At 61.3% G+C, this 23,610-nt stretch carries 21 protein-coding genes; 17 read left to right on the forward strand and 4 right to left on the reverse strand.

Annotated features, from left to right (window positions below):
- Positions 1-5: 5 nt before the first annotated feature.
- Positions 6-1,670 (reverse strand): glutamine--tRNA ligase/YqeY domain fusion protein, encoded by a 1,665-nt coding sequence (locus tag VMP31_RS23095; RefSeq protein ID WP_325510155.1) that lies wholly within the window; start codon positions 1,668-1,670, stop codon positions 6-8.
- 243 nt (positions 1,671-1,913) lie between these two features.
- Here VMP31_RS23095 and VMP31_RS23100 point away from each other — a divergent pair, with 243 nt between their 5' ends.
- Together VMP31_RS23100 and lpxH are read left to right on the forward strand one after the other, a co-directional pair.
- The gene (locus VMP31_RS23100) at positions 1,914-2,408 is read left to right on the forward strand and encodes a peptidylprolyl isomerase (RefSeq protein ID WP_325510157.1); all 495 of its coding nucleotides are present in this window, start codon (positions 1,914-1,916) and stop codon (positions 2,406-2,408) included.
- Positions 2,405-3,124, forward strand: coding sequence for a UDP-2,3-diacylglucosamine diphosphatase (gene lpxH / locus VMP31_RS23105; RefSeq protein ID WP_325510159.1), 720 nt, complete (start codon positions 2,405-2,407; stop codon positions 3,122-3,124). Before VMP31_RS23100 ends, lpxH begins: the two co-directional genes overlap by 4 nt.
- Before the next feature lie 12 nt (positions 3,125-3,136).
- On the opposite strand, the gene VMP31_RS23110 is transcribed toward lpxH, so the two are convergent.
- Positions 3,137-3,742, reverse strand: a complete 606-nt coding sequence (locus VMP31_RS23110; RefSeq protein ID WP_325510161.1) for a tRNA-(ms[2]io[6]A)-hydroxylase — start codon at positions 3,740-3,742, stop codon at positions 3,137-3,139.
- A 261-nt stretch (positions 3,743-4,003) separates the two neighbouring features.
- On the opposite strand from VMP31_RS23110, the gene VMP31_RS23115 reads away from it, so the two are divergent.
- A complete protein-coding gene (locus VMP31_RS23115; RefSeq protein WP_325510163.1) occupies positions 4,004-4,867 on the forward strand; it encodes a universal stress protein in 864 nt (287 codons plus the stop codon).
- Between the two features lie 192 nt (positions 4,868-5,059).
- Here VMP31_RS23115 and VMP31_RS23120 read toward each other — a convergent pair whose 3' ends face one another.
- A complete protein-coding gene (locus tag VMP31_RS23120; protein ID WP_325510165.1) occupies positions 5,060-5,536 on the reverse strand; it encodes a DUF1289 domain-containing protein in 477 nt (158 codons plus the stop codon).
- A 405-nt stretch (positions 5,537-5,941) separates the two neighbouring features.
- Here VMP31_RS23120 and acnB point away from each other — a divergent pair, with 405 nt between their 5' ends.
- The 5 genes from acnB (at position 5,942) to alaC (ending at position 13,385) form a co-directional block, all read left to right on the forward strand.
- A complete protein-coding gene (gene acnB, locus VMP31_RS23125) occupies positions 5,942-8,551 on the forward strand; it encodes a bifunctional aconitate hydratase 2/2-methylisocitrate dehydratase (protein WP_325510223.1) in 2,610 nt (869 codons plus the stop codon).
- Positions 8,552-8,782: 231 nt separating this feature from the next.
- Positions 8,783-9,979 carry a CmpA/NrtA family ABC transporter substrate-binding protein gene (locus tag VMP31_RS23130; protein WP_325510167.1) on the forward strand — a complete coding sequence of 399 codons (1,197 nt, stop codon included), beginning with the start codon at positions 8,783-8,785 and terminating at the stop codon, positions 9,977-9,979.
- A gap of 1 nt (position 9,980) precedes the next feature.
- Positions 9,981-10,559, forward strand: coding sequence for an ANTAR domain-containing response regulator (locus VMP31_RS23135; protein ID WP_325510169.1), 579 nt, complete (start codon positions 9,981-9,983; stop codon positions 10,557-10,559).
- A gap of 250 nt (positions 10,560-10,809) precedes the next feature.
- A complete protein-coding gene (locus tag VMP31_RS23140) occupies positions 10,810-11,988 on the forward strand; it encodes a polysaccharide lyase family 7 protein (RefSeq protein ID WP_325510170.1) in 1,179 nt (392 codons plus the stop codon).
- Between the two features lie 155 nt (positions 11,989-12,143).
- Entirely contained in the window at positions 12,144-13,385 is a 1,242-nt protein-coding gene (gene alaC / locus VMP31_RS23145; protein WP_325510171.1) for an alanine transaminase, read from the forward strand.
- Between the two features lie 87 nt (positions 13,386-13,472).
- Here alaC and VMP31_RS23150 read toward each other — a convergent pair whose 3' ends face one another.
- Entirely contained in the window at positions 13,473-13,874 is a 402-nt protein-coding gene (locus tag VMP31_RS23150) for a hypothetical protein (RefSeq protein WP_325510172.1), read from the reverse strand.
- Positions 13,875-14,060: 186 nt separating this feature from the next.
- Here VMP31_RS23150 and VMP31_RS23155 point away from each other — a divergent pair, with 186 nt between their 5' ends.
- From VMP31_RS23155 to VMP31_RS23195, 9 genes are all read left to right on the forward strand, one after another.
- Entirely contained in the window at positions 14,061-14,396 is a 336-nt protein-coding gene (locus VMP31_RS23155; RefSeq protein WP_325510174.1) for a transcriptional regulator, read from the forward strand.
- Between the two features lie 427 nt (positions 14,397-14,823).
- Positions 14,824-16,212, forward strand: coding sequence for a CmpA/NrtA family ABC transporter substrate-binding protein (locus tag VMP31_RS23160; protein ID WP_325510176.1), 1,389 nt, complete (start codon positions 14,824-14,826; stop codon positions 16,210-16,212).
- 199 nt (positions 16,213-16,411) lie between these two features.
- Positions 16,412-17,404: an ABC transporter permease gene (locus tag VMP31_RS23165; protein ID WP_325510178.1), complete on the forward strand. Its 993-nt coding sequence runs from the start codon at positions 16,412-16,414 to the stop codon at positions 17,402-17,404.
- Between the two features lie 14 nt (positions 17,405-17,418).
- Positions 17,419-18,213, forward strand: coding sequence for an ABC transporter ATP-binding protein (locus tag VMP31_RS23170; protein ID WP_325510180.1), 795 nt, complete (start codon positions 17,419-17,421; stop codon positions 18,211-18,213).
- A gap of 135 nt (positions 18,214-18,348) precedes the next feature.
- Entirely contained in the window at positions 18,349-19,038 is a 690-nt protein-coding gene (locus VMP31_RS23175; RefSeq protein WP_325510182.1) for a polysaccharide lyase family 7 protein, read from the forward strand.
- Between the two features lie 102 nt (positions 19,039-19,140).
- A complete protein-coding gene (locus VMP31_RS23180; protein WP_325510184.1) occupies positions 19,141-19,584 on the forward strand; it encodes a thioesterase family protein in 444 nt (147 codons plus the stop codon).
- Positions 19,585-19,787: 203 nt separating this feature from the next.
- Entirely contained in the window at positions 19,788-19,967 is a 180-nt protein-coding gene (locus tag VMP31_RS23185; RefSeq protein WP_325510186.1) for a hypothetical protein, read from the forward strand.
- A gap of 473 nt (positions 19,968-20,440) precedes the next feature.
- Positions 20,441-21,652: a nitrate/nitrite transporter gene (locus VMP31_RS23190; RefSeq protein ID WP_325510188.1), complete on the forward strand. Its 1,212-nt coding sequence runs from the start codon at positions 20,441-20,443 to the stop codon at positions 21,650-21,652.
- 241 nt (positions 21,653-21,893) lie between these two features.
- Positions 21,894-23,558 (forward strand): bifunctional protein-serine/threonine kinase/phosphatase, encoded by a 1,665-nt coding sequence (locus VMP31_RS23195; RefSeq protein WP_325510190.1) that lies wholly within the window; start codon positions 21,894-21,896, stop codon positions 23,556-23,558.
- Positions 23,559-23,610 lie beyond the last annotated feature (52 nt).

Consider the following 23,610-nt stretch of genomic DNA (forward strand, 5'->3'; position numbering starts at 1 on the left):
GGGCCTTAGGCCCAGGAGTCACGCAGCGTTACGGTACGGTTAAACACTGGCGCACCCGGCTTGCTGTCCTTCATGTCCGCGCAGAAGTAGCCTTCGCGCTCGAACTGGAAGCGTTCTTCCGGTGCGGCTTCGCCCAGCGATGGTTCGGCGCGACAACCCTTAAGCACCACCAACGAATCCGGGTTGATATTGTCGAGGAAGCTGCCGCCGTCCTCGTCCTTCTCCGGGTTGGCGGAGCGGAACAGGCGGTCGTACAGGCGCACTTCGCACTCGACGCTTTCAGCCGCCGGCACCCAGTGGATCACGCCCTTGACCTTGCGGCCTTCGGGGTTCTTGCCCAGGGTGTTTTCGTCGTAGCTGCAGCGCAGTTCGACGATATTGCCGTCGGCATCCTTGATCGCTTCGTCGGCGCGAATCACGTAGCTGCCGCGCAGGCGCGCTTCGCCACCGGGAATCAGGCGCTTGAAGCCGTCCGGCGGAGTTTCTTCGAAGTCGCCAGCGTCGATATAGATCTCGCGGCTGAACGGCAGCACACGCACGCCCATGTCCTGCTTGGGATGGCGCGGCAGTTCGAGGTTCTCGACCTTGCCTTCCGGGTAGTTGGTGATGACCACCTTGAGCGGTTTGAGCACGCACATGGCGCGGCCCGCGTTGGCATCCAGGTCATCACGGATGGCGAACTCGAGCATGCCCACATCGACCACGCCGCCGGCGCGGTTGACGCCGATCATGTCGCAGAAGGTACGGATCGAAGCCGGCGTGTAGCCACGACGGCGGAAGCCGGACAGGGTCGACATGCGCGGGTCGTCCCAACCATTGACGTGGTTTTCGTCAACCAACTGCTTGAGCTTGCGCTTGCTGGTAATGGTGTAGTTGAGATTCAGACGGGCGAATTCGTACTGACGCGGCTGCGCCGGCACCGGCAGTTGCGCGAGGAACCACTCGTACAGCGGGCGGTGGTCCTCGAACTCCAGGGTGCAGATCGAGTGGGTGATGCCTTCGATGGCGTCCGACTGACCGTGGGTAAAGTCATAGCTCGGGTAGATGCACCACTTATCGCCCGTCTGGTGGTGATGGGCGTGGCGAATGCGGTAGAGGATCGGGTCGCGCAGGTTGATGTTCGGCGAGGCCATGTCGATCTTCGCGCGCAGGGCACGGGCACCATCGGCGAACTCGCCGGCCTTCATACGGGCGAACAGGTCGAGGTTCTCTTCAACCGAGCGCTCGCGGAACGGGCTGTTCTTGCCCGGTTCGGTCAGGTTGCCGCGATAGGCACGCATTTCCTCTGCATTGAGGTCACAGACAAAGGCCTTGCCGGCCTTGATCAGCTCAACGGCCCAGGCATGCAGCTGGTCGAAATAGTTGGAGGCGTAGCGCTCCTCGCCGGCCCACTGGAAACCCAGCCACTGCACGTCGCTCTTGATCGCGTCGATATATTCCTGGTCTTCCTTGGCCGGGTTGGTGTCGTCGAAGCGCAGGTTGCACTCGCCACCAAACTCCTGGGCCAGGCCGAAGTTCAGGCAGATCGACTTGGCGTGGCCGATATGCAGGTAGCCATTGGGTTCCGGCGGGAAACGGGTAACGATCTTGGCGTGCTTGCCGCCGTCCAGATCGGCCTGGACGATGGGGCGCAGAAAGTTGGCGGCTTTTTCGACGGTAGGCTTGCTCATGGTGTCCTTAACGGTTGCGTGACGCGGCTTGGCAGGCCGTTGATGAGCCGCTGGGCCGAAGCTCAGCGGATCGGAACAGGCGCTCAGGGTAGGCCGACTAAAACAAAGCGCTTATCATAGCCGAAGCTGTCAACCCCCTGACAGGCCCAAGAACCGCTTCAGTGCCCTTTGCGTGCTGCTAATGCAGCGTAAACAAAGGAAATTGAGCCGGCTCACGGTTTTATCGACAGAGCGACTACCTACATGATCAAGCTGCACACCAACCACGGCGTTATCACCCTGAATCTGTTCGAAGACAAAGCCCCGGAAACCGTGGCCAACTTCAAGCAGTACGTCCAGGAAGGCCATTACGACAACACGGTGTTCCACCGCGTGATCAGCAACTTCATGATCCAGGGCGGCGGTTTCGAGCCGGGCATGAAGCAAAAAACCACCCGTGCCACCATCAAGAACGAAGCCAACAACGGCGTCGCCAACAAGATCGGCACCGTGGCCATGGCCCGCACCATGGAGCCGCATTCGGCTTCCGCCCAGTTCTTTATCAACGTTGGCGACAACAGCTTCCTCAACCACAGCGCGCCGACCGTACAAGGCTGGGGCTACGCGGTGTTCGGTGAAGTGGTTGAAGGCATGGACGTGGTCGAGAAGATCAAGGCGGTGGCCACCACCAGCAAATCCGGCCACCAGGATGTACCGGTTGATGACGTGATCATCGAGCGTGCCGAGATCGTTGAGTGATACTACTGATTTCCGATCTGCATCTTGAACAGGAGCGCCCGGACATCAGCCGGGCGTTTCTGCATTTCCTCGAAACCCGCGCAGTTGAGGCCCAGGCGCTGTATATCCTCGGCGACTTCTTCGAAGTGTGGATCGGCGACGACGCCATCAGCCCCTTTCAACGCTCGATTGCCCAAGCCCTGCGCCAACTCAGCGAGCGCGGCACACGCATTTACCTGATGCATGGCAATCGCGACTTTCTGCTCGGCAAAGCTTTCTGCCAGGAAGCCGGTTGCCGGCTGCTACCCGACCCCAGCGTCATCGAACTTAACGGCGAGCGAGTGCTGCTGATGCACGGCGACAGCCTGTGCACGCGGGATACGAGCTATATGAAGCTGCGTCGCTGGCTGCGCAACCCGGTTTCGCTGTTTATCCTGCGCAACCTGCCGCTGAGTACACGGCAAAAACTGGCGCGCAAGCTGCGCAATGAAAGCAGCGCGCAGACGCGCATGAAAGCCAGCGATATAGTCGACGTTACCCCAGACGAAGTGCTGCGCATCATGGCCGCCCATGGCGTGCGTACGCTAATTCATGGACATACCCACCGGCCAGCCACTCACCAGTTGCACGTTAACGGCCAGGCGGCGCAACGCATTGTGCTGGGCGACTGGGACAAGCAGGGTTGGGCCCTGCAGGTAGACAAAAAGGGCTTTAACCAGCTGCCCTTTAACCTATAAACGAGCAGAGGCTCAAAGCGGCGGTACACCGCTGTGAAAGCGAAACTCCGTGTCCGGCGATTCGATCAATTCGCGCTCCACCGCCCTCACCCGCTCGATGGCCTGGTTGACGTCCTGTTCGTCGCCGTACTGATAGGCCAGTTTCAGATAATGCTGAAAGTGCCGCGCCTCGCTTTTCAGCAGGCCGAAGTAGAACTTGCCCAGTTCTTCATCCAGATGCGGCACCAAGGCCTCAAAACGCTCGCAACTGCGCGCCTCGATAAAGGCCCCGATCACCAGGGTATCCACCAGTTTGAGTGGCTCATGGGTGCGTACGATCTTGCGCAGGCCCGAGGCGTAGCGCGCCGCCGACACCGGACGCAGACCGATCTTGCGCCGTTTCATGATGCGCAGCACCTGCTCGTGATGCACCAGCTCCTCACGGGCCAGACGCGACATGGCGTTGAGCAGATCGACATAGGTGCTGTACTTGGCCATCAGGCTCAGAGCTGTACTGGCGGCCTTGAACTCGCAGTTCTTGTGATCGATCAGCAGGGTCTGCTGGTCAGCCAAAGCGGCGGCGATCCAGGCATCCGGCGTGCGGCAGCCAAGAAACTCGTGGATTTCCGGCAGACTCATGACCTCCCCCCTATAGCCAGGCAACGATGGGCAATCAGGCAAGGCCTGGGTACGCAGGCAAAACGCTGCGGCAGAGAATCGATTTCGGCTAACAGATACATAAATTCACAAAATCAGACGGGCGGGAGTGATACAGCTAGAAGGCCGCCATTATACGAGTGAGCGCGCGAACCACCACTCGATTGACACCGATCAAGTACCAACTGAGCGACAGCGATCTATAGTGATAAACAGCACAACTGACTGCACATGGAGATGATCATGCAAGCTATTCGCAGCATTCTGGTGGTAGTGGAACCCGACCGGCCAGAAGGGCTGGCCCTGAAACGCGCCAAGCTGATTGCCGGCGTTACCCAGTCACACCTGCACTTGCTGGTATGCGACAAGAAAAATGATCACACCGCCTACCTGCAGGACCTGACCGGCCAACTCGGCAGCGAAGGCTTTAGCGCCTCCAGTCAGCAGTCATGGCATGAGAATCTGCACCAGACCATCATCAGCGTGCAGCAGGCTGAGGGCTGCGGCCTGGTGATCAAGCAGCACTACCCGGACAACCCGCTGAAAAAGGCCCTGCTCACCCCGGATGACTGGAAGCTGCTGCGCTACTGCCCAGGCCCGGTGTTGATGGTGAAAACCGACAAACCCTGGGCGGGCAGCGTGATCCTGGCGGCGGTCGACGTGGGTAATGCCGACGGCGAGCACCGCACCCTGCACACCAGCATCGTCAGCCACGGTTTCGATATCGCCGCTCTGGCCAAGGCCGAGCTGCATGTGATCAGCGCCCACCCCGCGCCCATGCTTTCGGCTGCCGACCCGACCTTCCAACTCAAGGAAACCATCGAGGCGCGCTATCGCGACCAGTGCAAGGCCTTCCAGGCCGAGTACGAGATCAGCGATGAACGCCTGCATATCGCCGAAGGTCCGGCCGATGTATTGATTCCGCAGATGGCCCACCGGCTCAATGCCGGCGTCACGGTAATCGGCACCGTAGCGCGCACCGGGATTTCCGGTGCCTTGATCGGCAATACTGCCGAGGTGATTCTCGACTCGCTGGAAAGCGATGTGCTGGTGCTCAAGCCCGATGAAATCATCGCCCACCTGGAAGAGCTGGTCGCTCAGCACTGATCCAGCACTTAATGGGTAACCGCAACAGCATAAAGCCGCCCAATGGAGCGGCTTTATCGTATTCGCGGCTGTAATCCGGGTGGTGTGCCCCCGGATTGCGCCAAGGCTTATCCGGGCTACGAGGCGCGCCGTTGGCCGGAACGGCCCTGGCTGCATTTCGCGCTGAAGGCAAAACCGCTTGAGCGAGGCGCCTTAACCCCGCACTTCCAGCCCTTCGAGGAGAAATCGCGGCGCGATATAGCGCTCGTAATGAGCCTCGGACAACAGAAAGAACTCCCGGTCGATGGCATCACGCAACTCGGGCAAGCCCCAGTCGCGGAACTCCGGCAGCAGCACCATGCCGTAGGCATCCAGCTGGCTGATTACCCGCGCACCACGGGCAATCAGCTGATAAGCCCAGCAGTAAGGCGACTGGTGTGGCACGAAGCGGATCTTGCGTTGCTCCAGCTGAGTACGCAGGCGCTGCGTATCGAAAACTTCCAGTTTGGCCGCCATCACCTGCACCAGCAGCACTTCCAGACGCAGCCATACCGCATATTTTTCCTCGTCGCTGTAGCCGTTCCAGTGGATCACCTCATGGTGGAAGCGCTTGCAGCCACGGCACACCAGATCGCCGTAAACAGTGGAGCACAGGCCGACACAAGGGGTTTTAATACGCTGATTGGACATGACAAGGGGTATTGATACTGGCGGAAAGGCTGGCATCTTAGCCCTTTGTCTAAGGCAGATCACCCCCAGATAAGCGGGGCCTTTGGCTTAACTTTATAAAAGCTTTCCAGTAGAATCGGCCCGCCTTTAATAGGCAGCAATGTCCGTTGGAAGCTGTTTTCAAAGCGTCACGAGCACAGTCAATCCTGCAGGTTCGATGTTGATGCCGGCCTTGAGTTCCATTTCAAGCGTCGGCATCAGCCCTCATCCAGCCCGTCCTGCCGGCGTAAAACTTTGAAAACAGCTTCTGCAAGAAAGCAGCAAAACCTCGGCTGAGCGGCCCATAAAGCCACGAAGCGCCTGGTTTGTTGTTTTCTGGATCGCGTCCCGGACAACCCTTTGGGACCACTGATGAGGGTAATAACTGTGCTTGAAGCCTATCGCAAACATGTAGCAGAGCGTGCCGCTCAGGGTATCGTGCCCCAGCCGCTGAACGCCGAACAAACCGCAGGCCTGATCGAGCTGCTGAAAAACCCGCCAGCCGGCGAAGAAGCTTTTCTTCTCGACCTGATCACCAACCGCGTACCGCCAGGCGTCGATGAAGCCGCCTACGTCAAAGCCGGTTTCCTCTCTGCCCTTGCCAAAGGCGAAGTCACTTCCCCACTGATCAGCAAGCACCACGCTGTTGAACTGCTGGGCACCATGCAGGGCGGTTACAACATCGCCACTATGGTTGAGCTGCTCGACGACAGCGAACTGGCTGCCGTGACTGCCGAGCAACTGAAGCACACCCTGCTGATGTTCGACGCCTTCCACGATGTCGCGGAAAAAGCCAAGAACGGCAACGTTCACGCCAAAGGCGTGCTGCAATCCTGGGCTGACGGCGAGTGGTTCAAGAACCGCCCGACCCTGGCCGACAAGATCAGCCTGCGCGTATTCAAGGTCACCGGCGAAACCAATACCGACGACCTGTCCCCTGCTCCTGATGCCTGGTCGCGCCCAGATATCCCGCTGCACGCCCTGGCCATGCTGAAAATGGCCCGCGAAGGCATCGTGCCTGACGTGCAAGGTGCCATCGGCCCGATGAAGCAGATCGAAACCATGCGCGGCCAAGGCTTCCCGATCGCCTACGTCGGTGACGTAGTCGGTACCGGCTCCTCGCGTAAATCCGCCACCAACTCGGTGCTGTGGTTCTTCGGTGACGACATCCCCAACGTGCCGAACAAGCGCGCTGGTGGCTTCTGCTTCGGTAGCAAAATTGCTCCGATCTTCTACAACACCATGGAAGATGCCGGCGCTCTGCCAATCGAATTCGACGTTTCCAACATGCACATGGGCGACGTGATCGACCTGTACCCGCATGCTGGCAAAGTCTGCAAGCACGGCACCGACGAAGTACTGACCACCTTCGAAATGAAGACCCCAGTACTGCTCGACGAAGTCCGCGCTGGCGGCCGTATCCCGCTGATCATCGGTCGCGGTCTGACCGACAAGGCCCGTGCCGAACTGGGCCTTGGCCCAACCGACCTGTTCAAGCTGCCTGAGCCGCCTGCTGCCAGCACCAAGGGTTTCACCCTGGCGCAGAAGATGGTCGGTAAAGCGTGCGGCCTGCCAGAAGGCAAAGGCGTGCGCCCTGGCACCTACTGCGAACCGAAGATGACTACCGTCGGCTCCCAGGACACCACTGGCCCGATGACCCGCGACGAGCTGAAAGACCTGGCTTGCCTGGGCTTCTCCGCTGACCTGGTCATGCAGTCGTTCTGCCACACCGCTGCCTATCCGAAGCCAATCGACGTCACCACCCACCACACCCTGCCGGATTTCATCCGCACCCGTGGCGGCGTGTCCCTGCGTCCTGGCGACGGCATCATCCACAGCTGGCTGAACCGCATGCTGCTGCCGGACACCGTCGGCACCGGTGGTGACTCGCACACCCGCTTCCCGATCGGTATTTCCTTCCCGGCCGGTTCCGGTCTGGTTGCCTTCGCCGCTGCCACTGGCGTAATGCCGCTGGACATGCCGGAGTCGGTACTGGTGCGCTTCAAGGGCAAACTGCAACCAGGCATCACCCTGCGTGACCTGGTGCATGCCATCCCTTACGTGGCCATCCAGAAAGGCCTGCTGACCGTCGAGAAGAAAGGCAAGAAGAACATCTTCTCCGGCCGCATCCTCGAAATCGAAGGTCTGGACGAGCTGACCGTTGAGCAGGCTTTCGAGCTGTCCGACGCCTCTGCCGAGCGTTCCGCTGCGGGTTGCACCATCAAGCTGCCGGAAAAGGCCATCGCCGAGTACCTGCGGTCGAACATCACCCTGCTGCGCTGGATGATCAGCGAAGGCTACGGCGATGCGCGCACCATGGAGCGTCGCGCTCAAGCGATGGAAGCCTGGTTGGCCGATCCGAAGCTGATGGAAGCTGACAAGGACGCTGAGTACGCCGAAGTCATCGAAATCGACCTGGCCGACATCAACGAGCCGGTTCTCTGCGCACCGAACGACCCGGACGACGCTCGTCTGCTGTCCAGTGTTCAGGGCGAGAAGATCGACGAAGTGTTTATCGGTTCGTGCATGACCAACATCGGTCACTTCCGCGCTGCCGGTAAGTTGCTGGAAAAAGTCGAAGGTACCCTGCCGACTCGTCTGTGGCTGTCGCCGCCGACCAAGATGGACCAGCATCAGCTCACCGAAGAAGGCTACTACGGCATCTACGGCAAAGCTGGCGCGCGCATGGAAATGCCGGGCTGCTCGCTGTGTATGGGTAACCAGGCACGCGTTGAAGCGAACTCCACCGTGGTGTCGACTTCGACCCGTAACTTCCCCAACCGTCTGGGCGATGGTGCCAACGTCTACCTGGCCTCGGCCGAGTTGGCGGCTGTTGCAGCAATCACCGGCAAACTGCCGACTGTTGAGGAATACATGGTCTACGCGAAGAAAATCGACACCATGGCAGCGGACGTATACCGCTACCTGAGTTTCGACCAGATCGCCGAGTTCCGTGAAGCTGCTGCGAACGCCAATATCCCGGTCGTTCAAGCCTAACGAAGCAACGCATCGCGCTACACCGGTAAAGAGAAGCCCCGCCTTGTGCGGGGCTTTTTCTTTTCAGGCTTATCGACACCATCCAGGCAAATGGCATATGCCTTGCTTTGCCATAGCCAGACAAGTCTTTCCAACGGCGGAAACGACTTGATAGACAATGGTGTCGTCCCAGTCGCTGACAAGCTCAGCCATTGGCACGGCACTTTTTTGCGTGGACCAAGGAAAAGCACCATGAGCGAGCACGACATCAGCCGCAGTGAAGTACCGGAAAAGCGCGTACTGAATATCGGCTTTATGGCCCTGACCGACGCGGCATCGGTGATCGTCGCCGCCACCCAGGGCTTTGCCGAGAAGCACGGTCTGACCCTCAACCTGCAGCGCCAGGCCTCTTGGGCCACCTTGCGCGACAAGTTGCTGAGCGGTGAGCTGGATGCGGCGCATAGCCTCTACGGCATGATTTACGGCGTACAACTGGGGCTCGGCGGCGCACCCGCCACCGACATGGCGATATTGATGGGGCTGAACCACAATGGTCAGAGCATCAACCTGTCGCCGGCCCTGCAGGCCGCGGGCGTGTGCAGCGGCGACGCACTGGCGTCACGGGCGCACCAGGGCGGTGCAAAACTGACCTTCGCCCAGACCTTCCCCACAGGGACCCACGCCATGTGGCTCTATTACTGGCTGGCGAGCCAAGGCATTCACCCGCTTGCCGATGTCGACAGCGTGGTGGTGCCACCGCCGCAGATGCTGGCGCACCTGAAAGCACAGCGCATCGACGGCTTCTGTGTCGGCGAACCCTGGAGCGCCCAGGCGGTGGACGAGCAAATGGGCTGCACCCTGGCCACCAGCCAGTCGATCTGGCCGGACCACCCGGAAAAAGTCCTGGGCTGCACCCGCAGCTTTGTCGAACAGCACCCCAACAGCGCCCGCGCTCTGGTTATGGCCGTCCTGGAGGCCAGCCGCTTTATCGACGAGAACGAGGAAAACAAGCGCAGCACCGCCCAATTGCTCAGCGGCAGTGATTATGTCGATGCGCCGCTTTCGGCGATCCAACCGCGCTTTCTCGGCCAGTACCAGGACGGTCTCGGCCATGCCTGGCTGGACCCGCATCCGCTACGCTTCCATGCCGACGGGCGGGTGAATATGCCCTACCTGTCGGACGGCATCTGGTTTATGACCCAGTTCCGCCGCTGGGGCCTGCTGCGCGACGACCCCGATTACCTCGCGCTGGCACGCCAGGTACAGCAGCTTGAGCTGTACCGCCAGGCCGCCGCGGCCCTGGATATCCAGGTGCCGGATGAGATGCGCAGCAGCCGGCTGCTCGATGGCAAGACCTGGGACGGCAGCGACCCGGCCGGTTATGCCCGCAGTTTTGCCCTCAATGCCCTGGCCGAAAGCGCCGTGGCTGCCCTAGAAGAGAGCCACTGAGATGCTGCGTATCCTGCTGATCAACGACACACCGAAAAAGGTCGGCCGGCTGAAAACCGCCCTGATCGAGGCCGGCTTCGAGGTTATCGACGAGTCCGGCCTGACCATCGACCTGCCGGAGCGAGTCGAGGCGGTACGCCCCGATGTGATCCTGATCGACACCGAATCCCCCAGCCGCGATGTGATGGAGCAGGTGGTGCTGGTCAGCCGCGACCAGCCGCGCCCCATCGTCATGTTCACCGACGAACACGACCCAGGCGTAATGCGTCAGGCCATCCAGAGTGGGGTCAGCGCCTATATCGTCGAGGGCATCCATGCCCAGCGCCTGCAACCCATCCTTGATGTGGCCATGGCCCGCTTCGAGAGCGACCAGGCCCTGCGCGCCCAGTTGCAGGCCCGCGATGCCCAGCTGGCCGAACGCAAGCGCATCGAACTGGCCAAGGGCCTGTTGATGAAAATGAAGAGCTGCAACGAAGAAGAGGCCTACACCCTGATGCGCCGTCAGGCCATGAGCCGCCAGCAGAAACTGGTGCAGGTGGCCGAGCAGATCATCGCCATGCACGACATGCTGGGTAATTGAGCCGTGGATAAACGCCGGGCCGCCTAGCGCCCGGCTGAGCGCTTTGTCCTGCTCGGCAGGCCATCTCCCGTAAAAGAACTGCGCAGCTGCGACGCGCACCTTCCCATCCATCGGTGTCGCCTGATTGATGCCAAGCGACGCTTCTGAGCACAACACACAGGTTTATCCGGCTATCGGCGAACCTTTCCGGCACCGCTCTGTCACTGAACAGGTAGCTCGCCGGTGCGTCTAGCATCGGCATCCGCACGCTGTGACCCCCACACCCCATCGCAAGGTCGCGATAAGAGCGGCTCCACCTCTCAGCTATACGAATCAGGACGATCCCGTAATGCTTAAAAACCCAGCTACCCGCAGCTTATTGCTGCCATCGGCCTTAATCGGCCTGTTTAGCGGTCAAGTTCTTGCCGAACTGAATCCCGCCCTGCCCCCCGGTGGCAACTTCGCCTTGGAAAACTGGAACATCACTATTCCAGTGGATGCCAACAACGGCGTAAAGGGCAAACCACTGACTATTCTGCCTTCAGCCCTGAGCGGGCCCAACGGCTATAGCAACCCACCATCGCTTTATACCGACACGGACGGCGCGATGACCATGTGGGCCCCCCTCAACGGCGCAACCAGCGGCGGGTCCAAACATCCGCGCTCGGAATTGCGCGAAATGATCGATCCGTCCAGTAATCACATTAACTGGGACAGCAATGGCACCGCGCTACTCGATGCACAGCTTCGCGTGATGCAGGTGCCGAGTGAGGATGGCACTGTGATTGTTGGCCAGGTTCACGGCCATGGCTCGGCACCCCTGGTGCTGGTGTATTACAGATACGACGCGCAGACCCAGACTGGTGTGGTCATGGCCAAGTTGCAAGGTACGCCGATTCAGGGCCCGCCGTTCTGGCAGTATCAGGTTGCAAGCGGCATCAAACTGGGCCAGGTCTTTACCTACCAGATCCGCGTCGAGCGCCAGAGCGGTAGCCTGGCGGTGGCATCGGTATCGGCGAACAACGGCACACCCGCCACCATGGTCATGGACCCGTCCTGGGATAGCGAAACCTTCTACTTCAAAGCCGGCGCATACCTGCACACCTACGGCACCAGCAGCACCGATGGTGCCTTGGTGAAGTTTTACCGCCTGGCCACCAGCCATCCAAAAAATGACATGCCGATCACCAGCAAGGCCGCATTGCCCAACGCCAAAGTCGGCAGGGCTTATACAGCTCGGCTGAAATTTCGCGGCGGTACCGGTGCTGGCAGCTGGTCGCTGGTCAGCGGCTTTCCACCTCAGGGCTTGCTGCTGGAGCGCAACGGCACCATCAGCGGCACACCGGCTGCCGGCGCGGGCACTAATCGGCCCAATGCCTTTATGGTGCGCGTGACCGACGCCAACGGCAGTACCTATTCGAAGAAGTTCTCGATCTTGGTCAAGCCCTAGGGTCTGTTGTCGTTGAGCGAGCGAGGAAGGATCCACAGAGATTTTTCGTCGCCCGCTCGACAGGCTGAGGTGCCGCGTATTATCGTCGCCGCCTGGCCACCGCAGTGGCCAACGTCGCTCGGACGGTTCCGGGCGCTTACGTTTCCGAGGAAAGCATGGCTGACCAAGCTTCGCGCCGCTTTGCGCGCATCGATCGACTCCCCCCCTACGTTTTCAATATCACCGCCGAGCTGAAGATGGCCGCGCGTCGCCGTGGCGAAGACATCATCGACTTCAGCATGGGCAACCCGGACGGCCCCACGCCGCCGCATATAGTCGAGAAGCTGGTGCAGGTCGCCCAGCGTGAAGACACCCACGGCTATTCCACCTCCCGCGGCATTCCGCGCCTGCGCCGGGCCATTTCGCGTTGGTACAAAGACCGCTACGCGGTGGAGATCGACCCGGAAAGCGAAGCCATCGTCACCATCGGCTCCAAGGAAGGCCTGGCGCATCTGATGCTGGCCACCCTGGACCATGGCGACACGGTGCTGGTGCCCAACCCCAGCTACCCCATCCATATCTACGGCGCGGTGATCGCCGGGGCCCAGGTACGTTCGGTACCGCTGATTCCCGGCGTGGACTTCTTCGCCGAGCTGGAGCGGGCAATTCGCGAGTCGATTCCCAAGCCAAAGATGATGATCCTCGGCTTTCCCTCCAACCCCACCGCGCAGTGCGTGGAGCTGGACTTCTTCGAGCGGGTGGTGGCCCTGGCCAAGCAGTACGACGTGCTGGTGATCCACGACCTGGCCTACGCCGACATCGTCTACGACGGCTGGAAGGCCCCGTCGATCATGCAGGTGCCAGGTGCCAAGGACATTGCCGTGGAGTTCTTCACCCTGTCCAAGAGCTACAACATGGCCGGCTGGCGCATCGGCTTTATGGTAGGCAATAAAGAATTGGTCAACGCCCTGGCGCGGATCAAGAGCTACCACGACTACGGCACCTTTACCCCACTGCAGGTGGCGGCCATCGCCGCCCTGGAAGGTGATCAGCAGTGCGTGCGCGATATCGCCGAGCAGTACCGCCAGCGCCGCAACGTGCTGGTCAAGGGCCTGCGCGAGATCGGCTGGATGGTGGAAAACCCCAAAGCCTCGATGTACGTCTGGGCGAAGATTCCCGAGCAGTACGCCCATCTCGGTTCGCTGGAGTTCGCCAAGAAGCTGCTGCTGGAGGCCAAGGTCTGCGTTTCACCCGGCATCGGCTTCGGCGACTACGGCGACGACCATGTGCGCTTTGCCATGATCGAGAATCAGGACCGTAGCCGTCAGGCCATTCGCGGCATCAAGGCGATGTTCCGCGCCGATGGCCTGGTTCAGCCCCCGGCCGCAGGCAAGCCGCGCAAGGCTGCCGATAGCTAGTGGCCTGCCAGGGTCTGCCGGCCCTGGCGTCTGAAAAGTCCCGCTCTCTGCCCGTACGTGTCTCGCGCTGGCAGGGCTGCGGGGCGGTCAGCTCGAATAATCCAGCACCGTCCATACCCGGCTGAGACCGTCGCCAATCACGCAACCGCTCTGGCTTAGCTGGCTGCGGCTGCTATTGCTGTGCAGCGACATCAGTGTGGTGCTGCCATCGGCGGCATCCGAGCGCTCGCTCAGCCATTGCACCCGGCCGCAGTTGGCCGTTTCGATCACATAACTGGCGGCAACGCGAGCATCCTTGCTCGGCAGTCTGATCGTATCCACCACCCGGCCCTGTTCCTGCACCCGCTTGCCATCGGACACCAGCACGGCCCAGGCCTGGCCGTCCTCGATCACCAGATAGGTGCCATTGGCCCTGGGTTGTTCCAGCTGCGGCTGGGCGCAACCACTCAGCAGGCCCAGCAGCACAATTGTCATCAGCATCTGTTGCATTGTCAGTTACTCCGGCAGCGGCTTTCAGGGGGTACGGGCAGGCGGTAAATCTGGGGTACGGCCTTACTATTATCGAATACTGTTTATTTGTACAGTACTTTTCGATTACCCTGAGTCCCGCTCATTGCGCCAGGCCTGCAACGCTGCACGCCCGGCCCAACCCAGACATCAACCAGGAGAACAAGGATGCTGGACGTACTGCAGTTAAAGCACACGGTAAACCGCATGCCGCTGGAAAAGGTCCGTGCCACGGTCGCCGAATTGCACTTGGAAGGGATCGTCACCGAAGGCAAGACGCCGTTCTCCCGGGTGCACTTCAATACCTGCTTTGCCGAAATCGAGGCCCTGTTGCAGCGTGCCGGCTACCACAAGCAGCTCGATGTGGTCGGTTACCAGGGGCTGGCCTATGCCATGTTCGACCCCGCTCGCTGGGAGGCGGTGCAGGTACTGCGCTGGCTCAAGGAGTTCGTCGAGGAGGCGCAGCCCCGATCCATACCCCAGCGCCAGGAGTACAGGGCCTGAGGCGCTAACACCCCAGGGCCGGCAGACGAACCAAAAGCGCTCAGCACCGCTCGCACATGCACGCCAATGGCCCATACGCCCTGTTATGGAGGCCAGTGGGCCAGTGGCATGAGCATTTGCACGCAGACCACACAACCTCGATTAAAGATCATATATAAACATTAACTATATGATTTATATCACTATATAAATCTATTCTAGATTACCTCTCACGCCTCCAAACCCATCCCCAAGGGCGTCATTGCCATCCCCGATGTAAACCTGGCAAGCCCTTTGCTTATACCTCCTCAAGACACTTACACACGTCTTCAGATCGCCAACGGCGGTGATCGGGACGAAATTGACAAAGACGTCAACGACACTCGGCCAACTACTGGCAGGGCTGTCCGCGACGTCTTTTTTCGTTTCTGGGACCTGAGGAACCACTATGCGTAACTCCACCGCTCGCCGTTCGCTACTGAAGAAAACCCTGGCCGGACTCGGCTGTGCCGCCGTCATGCTGCTGTCGCCACTAAGTGTGCAGATCGCCCTCGCCGCCGAGGCGGAAAAGGACGAACTGAAATTCGGCTTTATCAAACTGACCGATATGGCCCCGCTGGCCATCGCCTATGAAAAAGGCTTCTTCGAGGATGAAGGGCTGTACGTCACCCTGGAGGCCCAGGCCAACTGGAAAGTGCTGCTGGATCGGGTAATCGACGGCGAACTGGACGGCGCGCATATGCTCTCCGGCCAACCGATCGGTGCCACCATCGGTTTCGGCACCAAGGCCGACGTGGTCACCGCCTTCACCATGGACCTCAACGGCAACGCCATCACCGTCTCCAATGCGGTCTGGGAGGAGATGAAGAAGCATGTGCCGATGGAAGGCGGCAAGCCGGTGCACCCGATCAAGGCCGACGCTCTGAAGCCGGTGATCGACAAGTTCAACGCCAGCGGCAAGTCGTTCAACCTGGGCATGGTGTTCCCGGTGTCCACCCATAACTACGAACTGCGCTACTGGCTCGCCGCCGGCGGCATCCACCCTGGCTACTACGCCCCGCACAAGGGCGACACCAGCGGCCAGATCGACGCCAAGGCCCTGCTCTCGGTAACCCCGCCGCCGCAGATGCCAGCCACCATGGAAGCCGGCACCATCCACGGCTACAGCGTCGGCGAGCCATGGAACCAGGCCGCCGTGTTCAAGGGTATTGGCGTGCCGGTAGTGGCCGACTACGCGATCCGCAAGAACATGTCGGAGAAAGTCTTCGGCGTGTCCAAGAGCTGGGCCGAAGCCAACCCGGAAACCCACAAGCGCGTAGTCAAGGCGCTGATTCGCGCCGGCCAGTGGCTGGACGCGGACAACAACGCCAACCGTCAGGAAGCGGTGGAGATCCTTTCCCGTCCCGAGTACGTGGGGGCCGATGCCAAGGTGATCGCCAACTCGATGACCGGCACCTTCGAGTTCGAGAAGGGTGACAAGCGCGAGGTGCCGGACTTCAACGTGTTCTTCCGCTACCACGCCACCTACCCCTACTACTCCGATGCCGTGTGGTACCTGACGCAGATGCGCCGCTGGGGCCAGATCGCCGAAGCCAAGCCGGACAACTGGTACCTGGAGATGGCCAAGAAAGTCTACCTGCCGGAGATCTACCGCGAAGCCGCTGCCGAACTGGTGGCAGAAGGCAAGTTCAGCGCCAGCGACTTCCCGCCGGTCGGTGACGACGGCTTCCGCGCGCCATTGACCGACACCATCGACGGTGTGCCTTACGACGGTCGCAAGCCCAATGCCTACCTCGAGCAGTTCGAGATCGGTTTGAAGGGCGACACGCAGCTCTAACAGGCTGTTGAAAAACTACCTGCGTTGCCGATGCGTCGTTAAAAACAGGCTCAGAATGCTCATTTACAACACGTAAACTCCGCTTCTTCGCCTGTTTTTGCCTCGCCTCGACTGCCTCGCCTACGTTTTTCAACGGACTGCTACACAGGCACTCCCGGAGCCGGTACGCCGGCTCCCTCCTAACAAAGAGGACAGGACGATGAGCAACCCGAGCGTCGCCACCCCGATAACTGCAACACTCAAGTCGGCGCGCAGCAGTGCGCTCCTCAAGCGCTGGGCACCGGCGTTGATCTTGCCCATGCTGGGCATCATCGGTTTTCTGCTGTGCTGGCAACTGCTGGCCAACAATATTCAGACCAGCCTCGGCCAGTTCCCCGGCCCGGTACAGGTCTCCGAACAGTTTTCCGGCCTGGTCGGTGCGCACCTCAAGGAGCGTGAAAAGGCCCGGGTCTTCTACGAGCGCCAGGACACACGCAACGCCGCCCTGCTGGCGAAAAACCCCGACGCCGAGATCAAGGTGCGGCCCTATACCGGCAAGCCGACCTTTATTCAGCAGATCTTCACCAGCCTCTACACCGTGATGGCCGGCTTTGCCATCGCCTCGCTGATCGCCATTCCGCTAGGTATCGTCTGCGGCCTGAGCAAGAGCATCTACACCGCCATCAACCCGCTGATCCAGGTGTTCAAGCCGGTGTCGCCGCTGGCCTGGCTGCCGCTGGTAACCATGCTGGTCAGTGCCCTGTACGTCAGCGACGATCCGCTGTTCGCCAAGTCCTTCCTCACCTCGGCGATCACCGTGGCGCTGTGCTGCCTGTGGCCGACGGTGATCAACACCACGGTGGGCGTGGCCGGCATCGACCAGGACCTGAACAACGTCAGCAAGGTGCTCAGCCTGTCGCCCATGTCGCATGTGCGGCGCATCGTTCTGCCGGCCGCCGTGCCGATGATCTTCACCGGCCTGCGCCTGTCCCTGGGTACCGGCTGGATGGTACTGATCGCCGCCGAGATGCTGGCGCAGAACCCGGGTTTGGGTAAGTTCATCTGGGACGAATTCCAGAACGGCAGCTCCAACTCCCTCGGGCGGATCATGGTGGCGGTAATCGTCATCGGCCTGATCGGCTTCGCCCTCGACCGCCTTATGCTCCTGCTGCAACGTCAGTTCAGCTGGGACAAGAATGCCGTACTGCGCTAATCAGGAGACTTCCCATGAGCCATTCACACCTCGAACTGACCGGCGTCGGCATCGACTTTCCCACCGACAAGGGCCTGTACCGCGCACTGCAGAACGTCAACCTGCGTATCGACAAGGGCGAATTCGTTTCCCTGATCGGCCACTCCGGCTGCGGTAAATCCACCGTACTGAACATAGTTGCTGGGCTGTACAAGGCCACCACCGGCGGGGTCATCCTCGACGGCCGTGAGGTCGACGAGCCGGGCCCCGAGCGCGCCGTGGTATTCCAGAACCACAGCCTGCTGCCCTGGTTAAGCTGCTACCAGAACGTCGAGCTGGCGGTGCGCCAGGTGTTCCAGGGCAAGAAATCGCGCAGTGAAATGCGCGAATGGATCGAGCACAATCTCGAACTGGTGCATATGAGCCACGCCACGCACAAGCGCCCCAGCGAGATCTCCGGCGGCATGAAACAGCGCATCGGCATCGCCCGCGCCCTGGCCATGCAACCCAAGGTGTTGCTGATGGACGAACCCTTCGGCGCGCTGGACGCCCTGACCCGTGCCCACCTGCAGGACTCGCTGATGGAGATCCACGCCGAACTGGGCAACACGGTGATCATGATCACCCACGACGTCGACGAGGCGGTGCTGCTGTCCGACCGCATCGTGATGATGAGCAACGGCCCGGCAGCCACCGTGGGCGATATTCTCAAGGTCGAGCTGGCGCGCCCCCGTGAACGCCTGGCTCTGGCCAACGACCCGCAGTACCACGCCTACCGGGCGGCGGTGATGGAATTCCTCTACCAGCGCCAGCAACGCCCGGCAGCCTGATGGCCGCTCCCGCAATCCGCCTGTCACGGCGGATTGCGGACCGCTTGGCCCCGTCGATCGGCCCCCAGGGAACTTACCGCGCCTGCAGCCACCGAAAGGAGTCCCCTCACCCACACAACCTACTAAGGAACAGCCGTGCTCGACCTCACGACCTGGAACCTCAGCATCCCCACCAACGACTCCGCCCCCCTTATCACCACCGAACGGCTCAACAATGGCTATGAAAGCCAGTACTTTCGCCGTAACGCCGACGGCAGCGTGACCTTCTGGGTCCCGGTCAACGGTACCCATACCGACAACAGCCGTTACCCACGCAGCGAGCTGCGCGAAACCCAGGCCGACGGCACGCTGAGCAACTGGCACCACGCCAATTCCGACAACTATCTGAGCGCGGTACTGACAGTCAATCAGGTGCCAAGCAAGAACAAGGTTGTTCTCGGCCAGATCCATAGCAAGGATGAACCCGGCAGCTACGCCGACCCGCTGATCAAGCTGCAGTATCACTACCTGAACGACGTCGGCCGCCTGGAACTGCTGCTGCGCAAGCGTCCGGGCGACAACAAGGTGGTCAATATCCTGCTCGCGGAGAACATCCAGTTGGACGAGCGCTTCAGCTATGAGCTGCGCCTGACCCCAAGCGGCAATCTCGGCGTCAGGGTCAGCAGCAGCGACGGCGATCAGGGTTCGTACTACCAGGAATTGAGCGCTTATTGGAGCAAGCAGTTGCTGTATTTCAAAGCTGGGGCCTATGTACAGGATAACTACGGCCCAAGCACCGAAGGCGGTCGGGTGACCTTCTACCACCTTAATTCCCAGCACCTCTGAACGGACTGTCAGCATGTGGCGCAGCCAGGCTTTGGTCTGGCTGCGCACAAGCGCGCAAGCCGCCGTACAATCGCGTCTTATCACAGCGCATGAGACCCGCCCATGGCCCGCCTTAAACTCGAGTTTCCCGAAGACCAGTTCTGCTACAGCACTCACCTGACGGTACGGGTGACCGATATCAACGCGGCCAACCACCTGGGCAACGACTCGATGATCTCGATGATTTCCGAGGCGCGGGCGCGTTTTCTGTTCGAGTTCGGCATCGAGGAAACCCGCGAGGACGGCCTCGGTATCATCGTCACCGACCTGGCCACCACCTACCGCGCCGAAGCCCATGCCCGCGACCAGCTGTTGTTCGAGGTCGGGGTGATGGACTTCAACCGCTATGGTGGCGACATCAGCTTTCGCATCAGCCGCCCAGCCGACGGTGCGCTGGTGGCGATGGCCAAATCCGGCTTTGTGTTCTTCAACTACCGCCTGGGCAAAGTGGTAGAGATGCCTGCCGCCTTCAGCGCCAAATTCGCCAAGGTCAACTGGCTGGATTAGTGGCCTCGCGGACTTAAGCATCCATAGCGAGGGAAAGACGCGGGTTCGGTATCAATATCCCCAGTCGATAAACGACCCTGAACCCGGCACTCAGGCGTGTTTTTTGCCTTATTTAAGGTCATACGTCGCTTAGCAGGCTATCGACATGACAGATCGCGATTCGCCTGCTACGCCTTAGGCATAACGCCAACAGGGGAACCGCCATGCCAACCACGCACAGCCACGTCCGCCAGGCCGGGCTGGCGAGCAACCTGCTCGCCATCGCCCTGCTGACCCTGCCCATACCGACTCAGGCCATGACCCAAGACGCTACCGAGCCCGAGCGCCGCTGCGCCTACAACGCCCAGGCAGCAAACCCAGAGGCTACAGCCCTGCTGCGTTAGACGCCGGCCCGCGTCCCGTCCATAACCACCCGCCTGGATCGCCAGGTACGCCCTATCCGCCCCATCCGAGTGCACCCGCGAGCGCCACGCCTCTTTTTGCAGCGCATTCATGTCGCCTTGTTGTGCGCAGCCCTGTTAAACCCTGGTGCTGGTGTGTTGGCTCAGCTTTTGCTTAGTCATACATACAGGCAGCCAACGGTGGCTGCTCGACAAACGACAAAGACGTCGCATAGACCACGCCCTAGGGCGACCGGTAGATGCGGCGTTTTTCGTTTTTAAGCTCCAGTGTTCGGGGCGGGTGCAGACGCTGTGATCCAGGGTCTGCGCTTGTAACTCTCTCAACCCAGCTGTGGCTTCGGCCTCAGGGTGCCGCATCACAAGTACGGCACCTCCCCGGTGGGTTGCGGCCGCCGTGTCCACGACCATGGCGCGACGTGCCCGCCGGGACCCTTTTTCTGCCGATGAGGTTTGCGATGAATACAAGTTTCTGGAAATCCGGCCACACACCGACGCTGTTTGCCGCGTTTCTCTATTTCGACCTGAGCTTTATGGTCTGGTATGTACTCGGCCCCCTGGCCGTACAGATCGCCACCGCCCTGGACCTTACTGCCCAGCAACGCGGCCTGATGGTGGCCACGCCGATCCTTGCCGGTGCCGTGCTGCGCCTGTTGATGGGTTTTCTGGCCGACCGCCTGTCGCCCAAGACCGCCGGCCTGATCGGCCAGGTCATCGTTATAGTGGCGCTGTTCTGCGCCTGGCAGATCGGTATCAATAGCTACGAACAGGCCCTGCTGCTCGGCCTGTTCCTCGGCTTTGCCGGTGCCGCCTTCGCCGTGGCTCTGCCCCTGGCCTCGCAGTGGTATCCGCCGCAGCACCAGGGCAAGGCCATGGGCATTGCCGGTGCGGGTAACTCCGGCACCGTATTGGCTGCCCTGTTCGCCCCCGGCCTGGCCGCCCTGTTCGGCTGGCAGAACGTGTTCGGCTGGGCGCTGATTCCGCTGCTGGCCACCCTGCTGATCTTCGCCTTTTTGGCCAAGAACGCCCCCGAGCGGCCCAAGCCGAAAGCCGCCGCCGATTACCTGAAAGCCCTGGGTGACCGCGACAGCTGGTGGTTTATGTTCTTCTACAGCGTCACCTTCGGCGGCTTTATCGGCCTGGCCAGCGCCCTGCCCGGCTACTTCAACGACCAGTACGGCTTGAACCCGGTGACCGCCGGTTACTACACCGCCGCCTGCGTTTGCGCCGGCAGCCTGATGCGCCCGCTCGGTGGTGCCCTGGCCGACCGTATCGGCGGTATCCGCTCGCTGCTGATGATGTACACCCTGTCCTCGCTGAGCATTGCCGCCGTGGGTTTCAACCTGGAAAGCTCGGCTGCCGCCCTGGCCCTGTTCGTTACCGCCATGCTTGGTCTGGGTGCCGGTAACGGCGCGGTATTCCAGCTGGTGCCACAGCGTTTTCGCAAGGAAATCGGCGTAATGACCGGCCTGATCGGCATGGCCGGCGGCATCGGTGGCTTCCTCCTGGCCGCAGGCCTGGGCACTATCAAGCAGCAGACCGGCGACTACCAGATGGGCCTGTGGCTGTTTGCCAGCCTCGGCGTGCTGGCCTGGTTCGGCCTGTACAGCGTCAAGCGCCGCTGGCGCACCACCTGGGGTAGCGCTGCGGTCACCGCCGCCCGCGTGTAATTGCACAGACGTAGGGTGGATGACGCCTTTTTCATCCACCATGGAGCAACGGTGGATCGGTAAAGCGCGATCCACCCTACGCTCAACCATTGAAGCGTTGAGGCAAAGGCGGGGCTGACTGGCAGCGCTTATTGCACTGGTCAGGAAAGGCGGGAGAAGTCGGCAGCGGCTCTCCTTTGCTGCCTCACCAGCCTCGCCTTTGCCTCAGCGCTTCTTCAGCAACAGCCCCAGGAACTTCAGCATGGCCCTGCAACTGACCTTCGGCGAAGCCAGCGCGATCGGCCCCAGGGCCGAGAACCAGGACGCCATTCGCGTGGTGACCCCGGCCCCGGCCCTGGCCGCGAGCAAGGGCTATCTGTTCGCCCTGGCCGATGGCGTCAGCCAGTGCGCCGACGGCGGCCTGGCCGCCCGCGCCACCTTGCAGGCCCTGGCCCTGGACTATTACTCCACTCCTGAAACCTGGGCCGTGACCCAGTCCCTGGACCGCTTGCTGGTAGCCCATAACCGCTGGCTGCAAGCCAATGGCGGCGGCCAGCCGCTGCTGACCACCCTCACTGCTCTGGTGTTGCGCGGCCGGCGCTTTACCCTGGCGCATGTCGGCGACTGCCGTGCCTATCGCTGGCACCAGGGCCTGCTCGAACGCATCAGCGAAGACCATGTATGGGAACAGCCGGGCATGCAACATGTGCTCAAACGCGCCATGGGCCTGGATCAGCATCTGGTGGTGGACTACCTGGACGGCGAATTGTGCGAGGGCGAGTGCTTTGTACTGGTCAGCGATGGCGTCTGGGCCACCTTGGGCGACAACGGCATCCAGCAGATTATCCACGACGAACAGGATCTCGCCGCCGCCAGCCGCGCCTTGGTCAACGCCGCGCATCTGGCCGGCAGCCAGGACAATGCCAGCGCCCTGCTGCTAAGGGTCGAGGCCCTGCCGGAAAGCGACCTGGCCGATACCCTGGCGCAGCTGGAGCACTGGCCCATACCGCCGCGCTTGCGCGAAGGGCATGATTTCGAGGGCTGGCAGGTTGAACGGCTGCTCGCCGAGTCACGCCAGTCGATGATTTACCGGGTGCGCGATGCCCAGGCGCGGCGCTGGCTGCTCAAGACCCTGCCGCCCAGCCGCGCCGATGAAGCACAGGCCGGCCCCGCACTGCTGCTCGAGGAATGGTTTCTGCGCCGGGTCGCGGGGCGCTTCTTCGCCGATGTGCACCCGCTGCCGCAACGTCAGCACCTTTATTACGTGCAGCGCGAATACAGCGGCCAGACCCTGGCCGAACATCTACGCCTGAATGGCCCGCTGGGCCTGCCAGAGTGGCTGGACATCGCCCCGCGGCTGATCAAGGCCCTGGGCATGCTGCACCGGCGCAATATCCTCCATCGCGATATCAAGCCGGAAAACCTGCTGTGGGGCGATGATGGCGAATTGCGCGTGCTGGATTTCGGCCTGGCCTACTGCCCGGGGCTGTCCCGCGACGAGGCCCATGAGCTGCCCGGCACCCCCAGCTATATCGCCCCCGAAGCCTTTGCCGGCACAGCCCCCACGGCCCAGCAGGATCTCTACAGCGCCGGCGTGACCCTCTATCACCTGCTGACCGGGCACTATCCCTACGGCGAGATCGAAGCCTTCCAGCATCCGCGCTTTGGCCAGCCGACCCCAGCCAGCCGCTATCGCCCGGACCTGCCAGGCTGGATCGACGACAGCCTCAATCGCGCCCTGACCGCCGAGCCCAAGGCACGCTATGAGACCGCCGAGGAGTGGTTGCTGGCCCTGGAACAGGGCGAACGCAAATCTCTCAGCAGCCGGCCAAGACCGCTGCTCGAACGCGAGCCCCTGCTGGTCTGGCGCAGTGTCGCGCTGTTTTCCCTGGCGCTGAACCTGGCACTGCTGTTTCTGCTGCTCTGACTCAAAGCGCACCAATACAGCGCAAGACGCCTTTAAGTAGTGCAATAACAGC

The sequence above is a fragment of the Pseudomonas sp. genome (assembly GCF_035512415.1).
Taxonomy (GTDB): domain Bacteria; phylum Pseudomonadota; class Gammaproteobacteria; order Pseudomonadales; family Pseudomonadaceae; genus Aquipseudomonas.

Excerpts from the sequence above, each read along its gene's own strand:
- VMP31_RS23095 (WP_325510155.1), bottom strand. The coding sequence starts at position 1,670 with ATGAGCAAGCCTACCGTCGAAAAAGCCGCCAACTTTCTGCGCCCCATC.
- VMP31_RS23100 (WP_325510157.1), top strand. The coding sequence starts at position 1,914 with ATGATCAAGCTGCACACCAACCACGGCGTTATCACCCTGAATCTGTTC.
- VMP31_RS23110 (WP_325510161.1), bottom strand. The coding sequence starts at position 3,742 with ATGAGTCTGCCGGAAATCCACGAGTTTCTTGGCTGCCGCACGCCGGAT.
- VMP31_RS23115 (WP_325510163.1), top strand. The coding sequence starts at position 4,004 with ATGCAAGCTATTCGCAGCATTCTGGTGGTAGTGGAACCCGACCGGCCA.
- VMP31_RS23120 (WP_325510165.1), bottom strand. The coding sequence starts at position 5,536 with ATGTCCAATCAGCGTATTAAAACCCCTTGTGTCGGCCTGTGCTCCACT.
- VMP31_RS23130 (WP_325510167.1), top strand. The coding sequence starts at position 8,783 with ATGAGCGAGCACGACATCAGCCGCAGTGAAGTACCGGAAAAGCGCGTA.
- VMP31_RS23135 (WP_325510169.1), top strand. The coding sequence starts at position 9,981 with ATGCTGCGTATCCTGCTGATCAACGACACACCGAAAAAGGTCGGCCGG.
- alaC (WP_325510171.1), top strand. The coding sequence starts at position 12,144 with ATGGCTGACCAAGCTTCGCGCCGCTTTGCGCGCATCGATCGACTCCCC.
- VMP31_RS23150 (WP_325510172.1), bottom strand. The coding sequence starts at position 13,874 with ATGCAACAGATGCTGATGACAATTGTGCTGCTGGGCCTGCTGAGTGGT.
- VMP31_RS23155 (WP_325510174.1), top strand. The coding sequence starts at position 14,061 with ATGCTGGACGTACTGCAGTTAAAGCACACGGTAAACCGCATGCCGCTG.
- VMP31_RS23160 (WP_325510176.1), top strand. The coding sequence starts at position 14,824 with ATGCGTAACTCCACCGCTCGCCGTTCGCTACTGAAGAAAACCCTGGCC.
- VMP31_RS23165 (WP_325510178.1), top strand. The coding sequence starts at position 16,412 with ATGAGCAACCCGAGCGTCGCCACCCCGATAACTGCAACACTCAAGTCG.
- VMP31_RS23170 (WP_325510180.1), top strand. The coding sequence starts at position 17,419 with ATGAGCCATTCACACCTCGAACTGACCGGCGTCGGCATCGACTTTCCC.
- VMP31_RS23180 (WP_325510184.1), top strand. The coding sequence starts at position 19,141 with ATGGCCCGCCTTAAACTCGAGTTTCCCGAAGACCAGTTCTGCTACAGC.
- VMP31_RS23185 (WP_325510186.1), top strand. The coding sequence starts at position 19,788 with ATGCCAACCACGCACAGCCACGTCCGCCAGGCCGGGCTGGCGAGCAAC.
- VMP31_RS23190 (WP_325510188.1), top strand. The coding sequence starts at position 20,441 with ATGAATACAAGTTTCTGGAAATCCGGCCACACACCGACGCTGTTTGCC.
- VMP31_RS23195 (WP_325510190.1), top strand. The coding sequence starts at position 21,894 with ATGGCCCTGCAACTGACCTTCGGCGAAGCCAGCGCGATCGGCCCCAGG.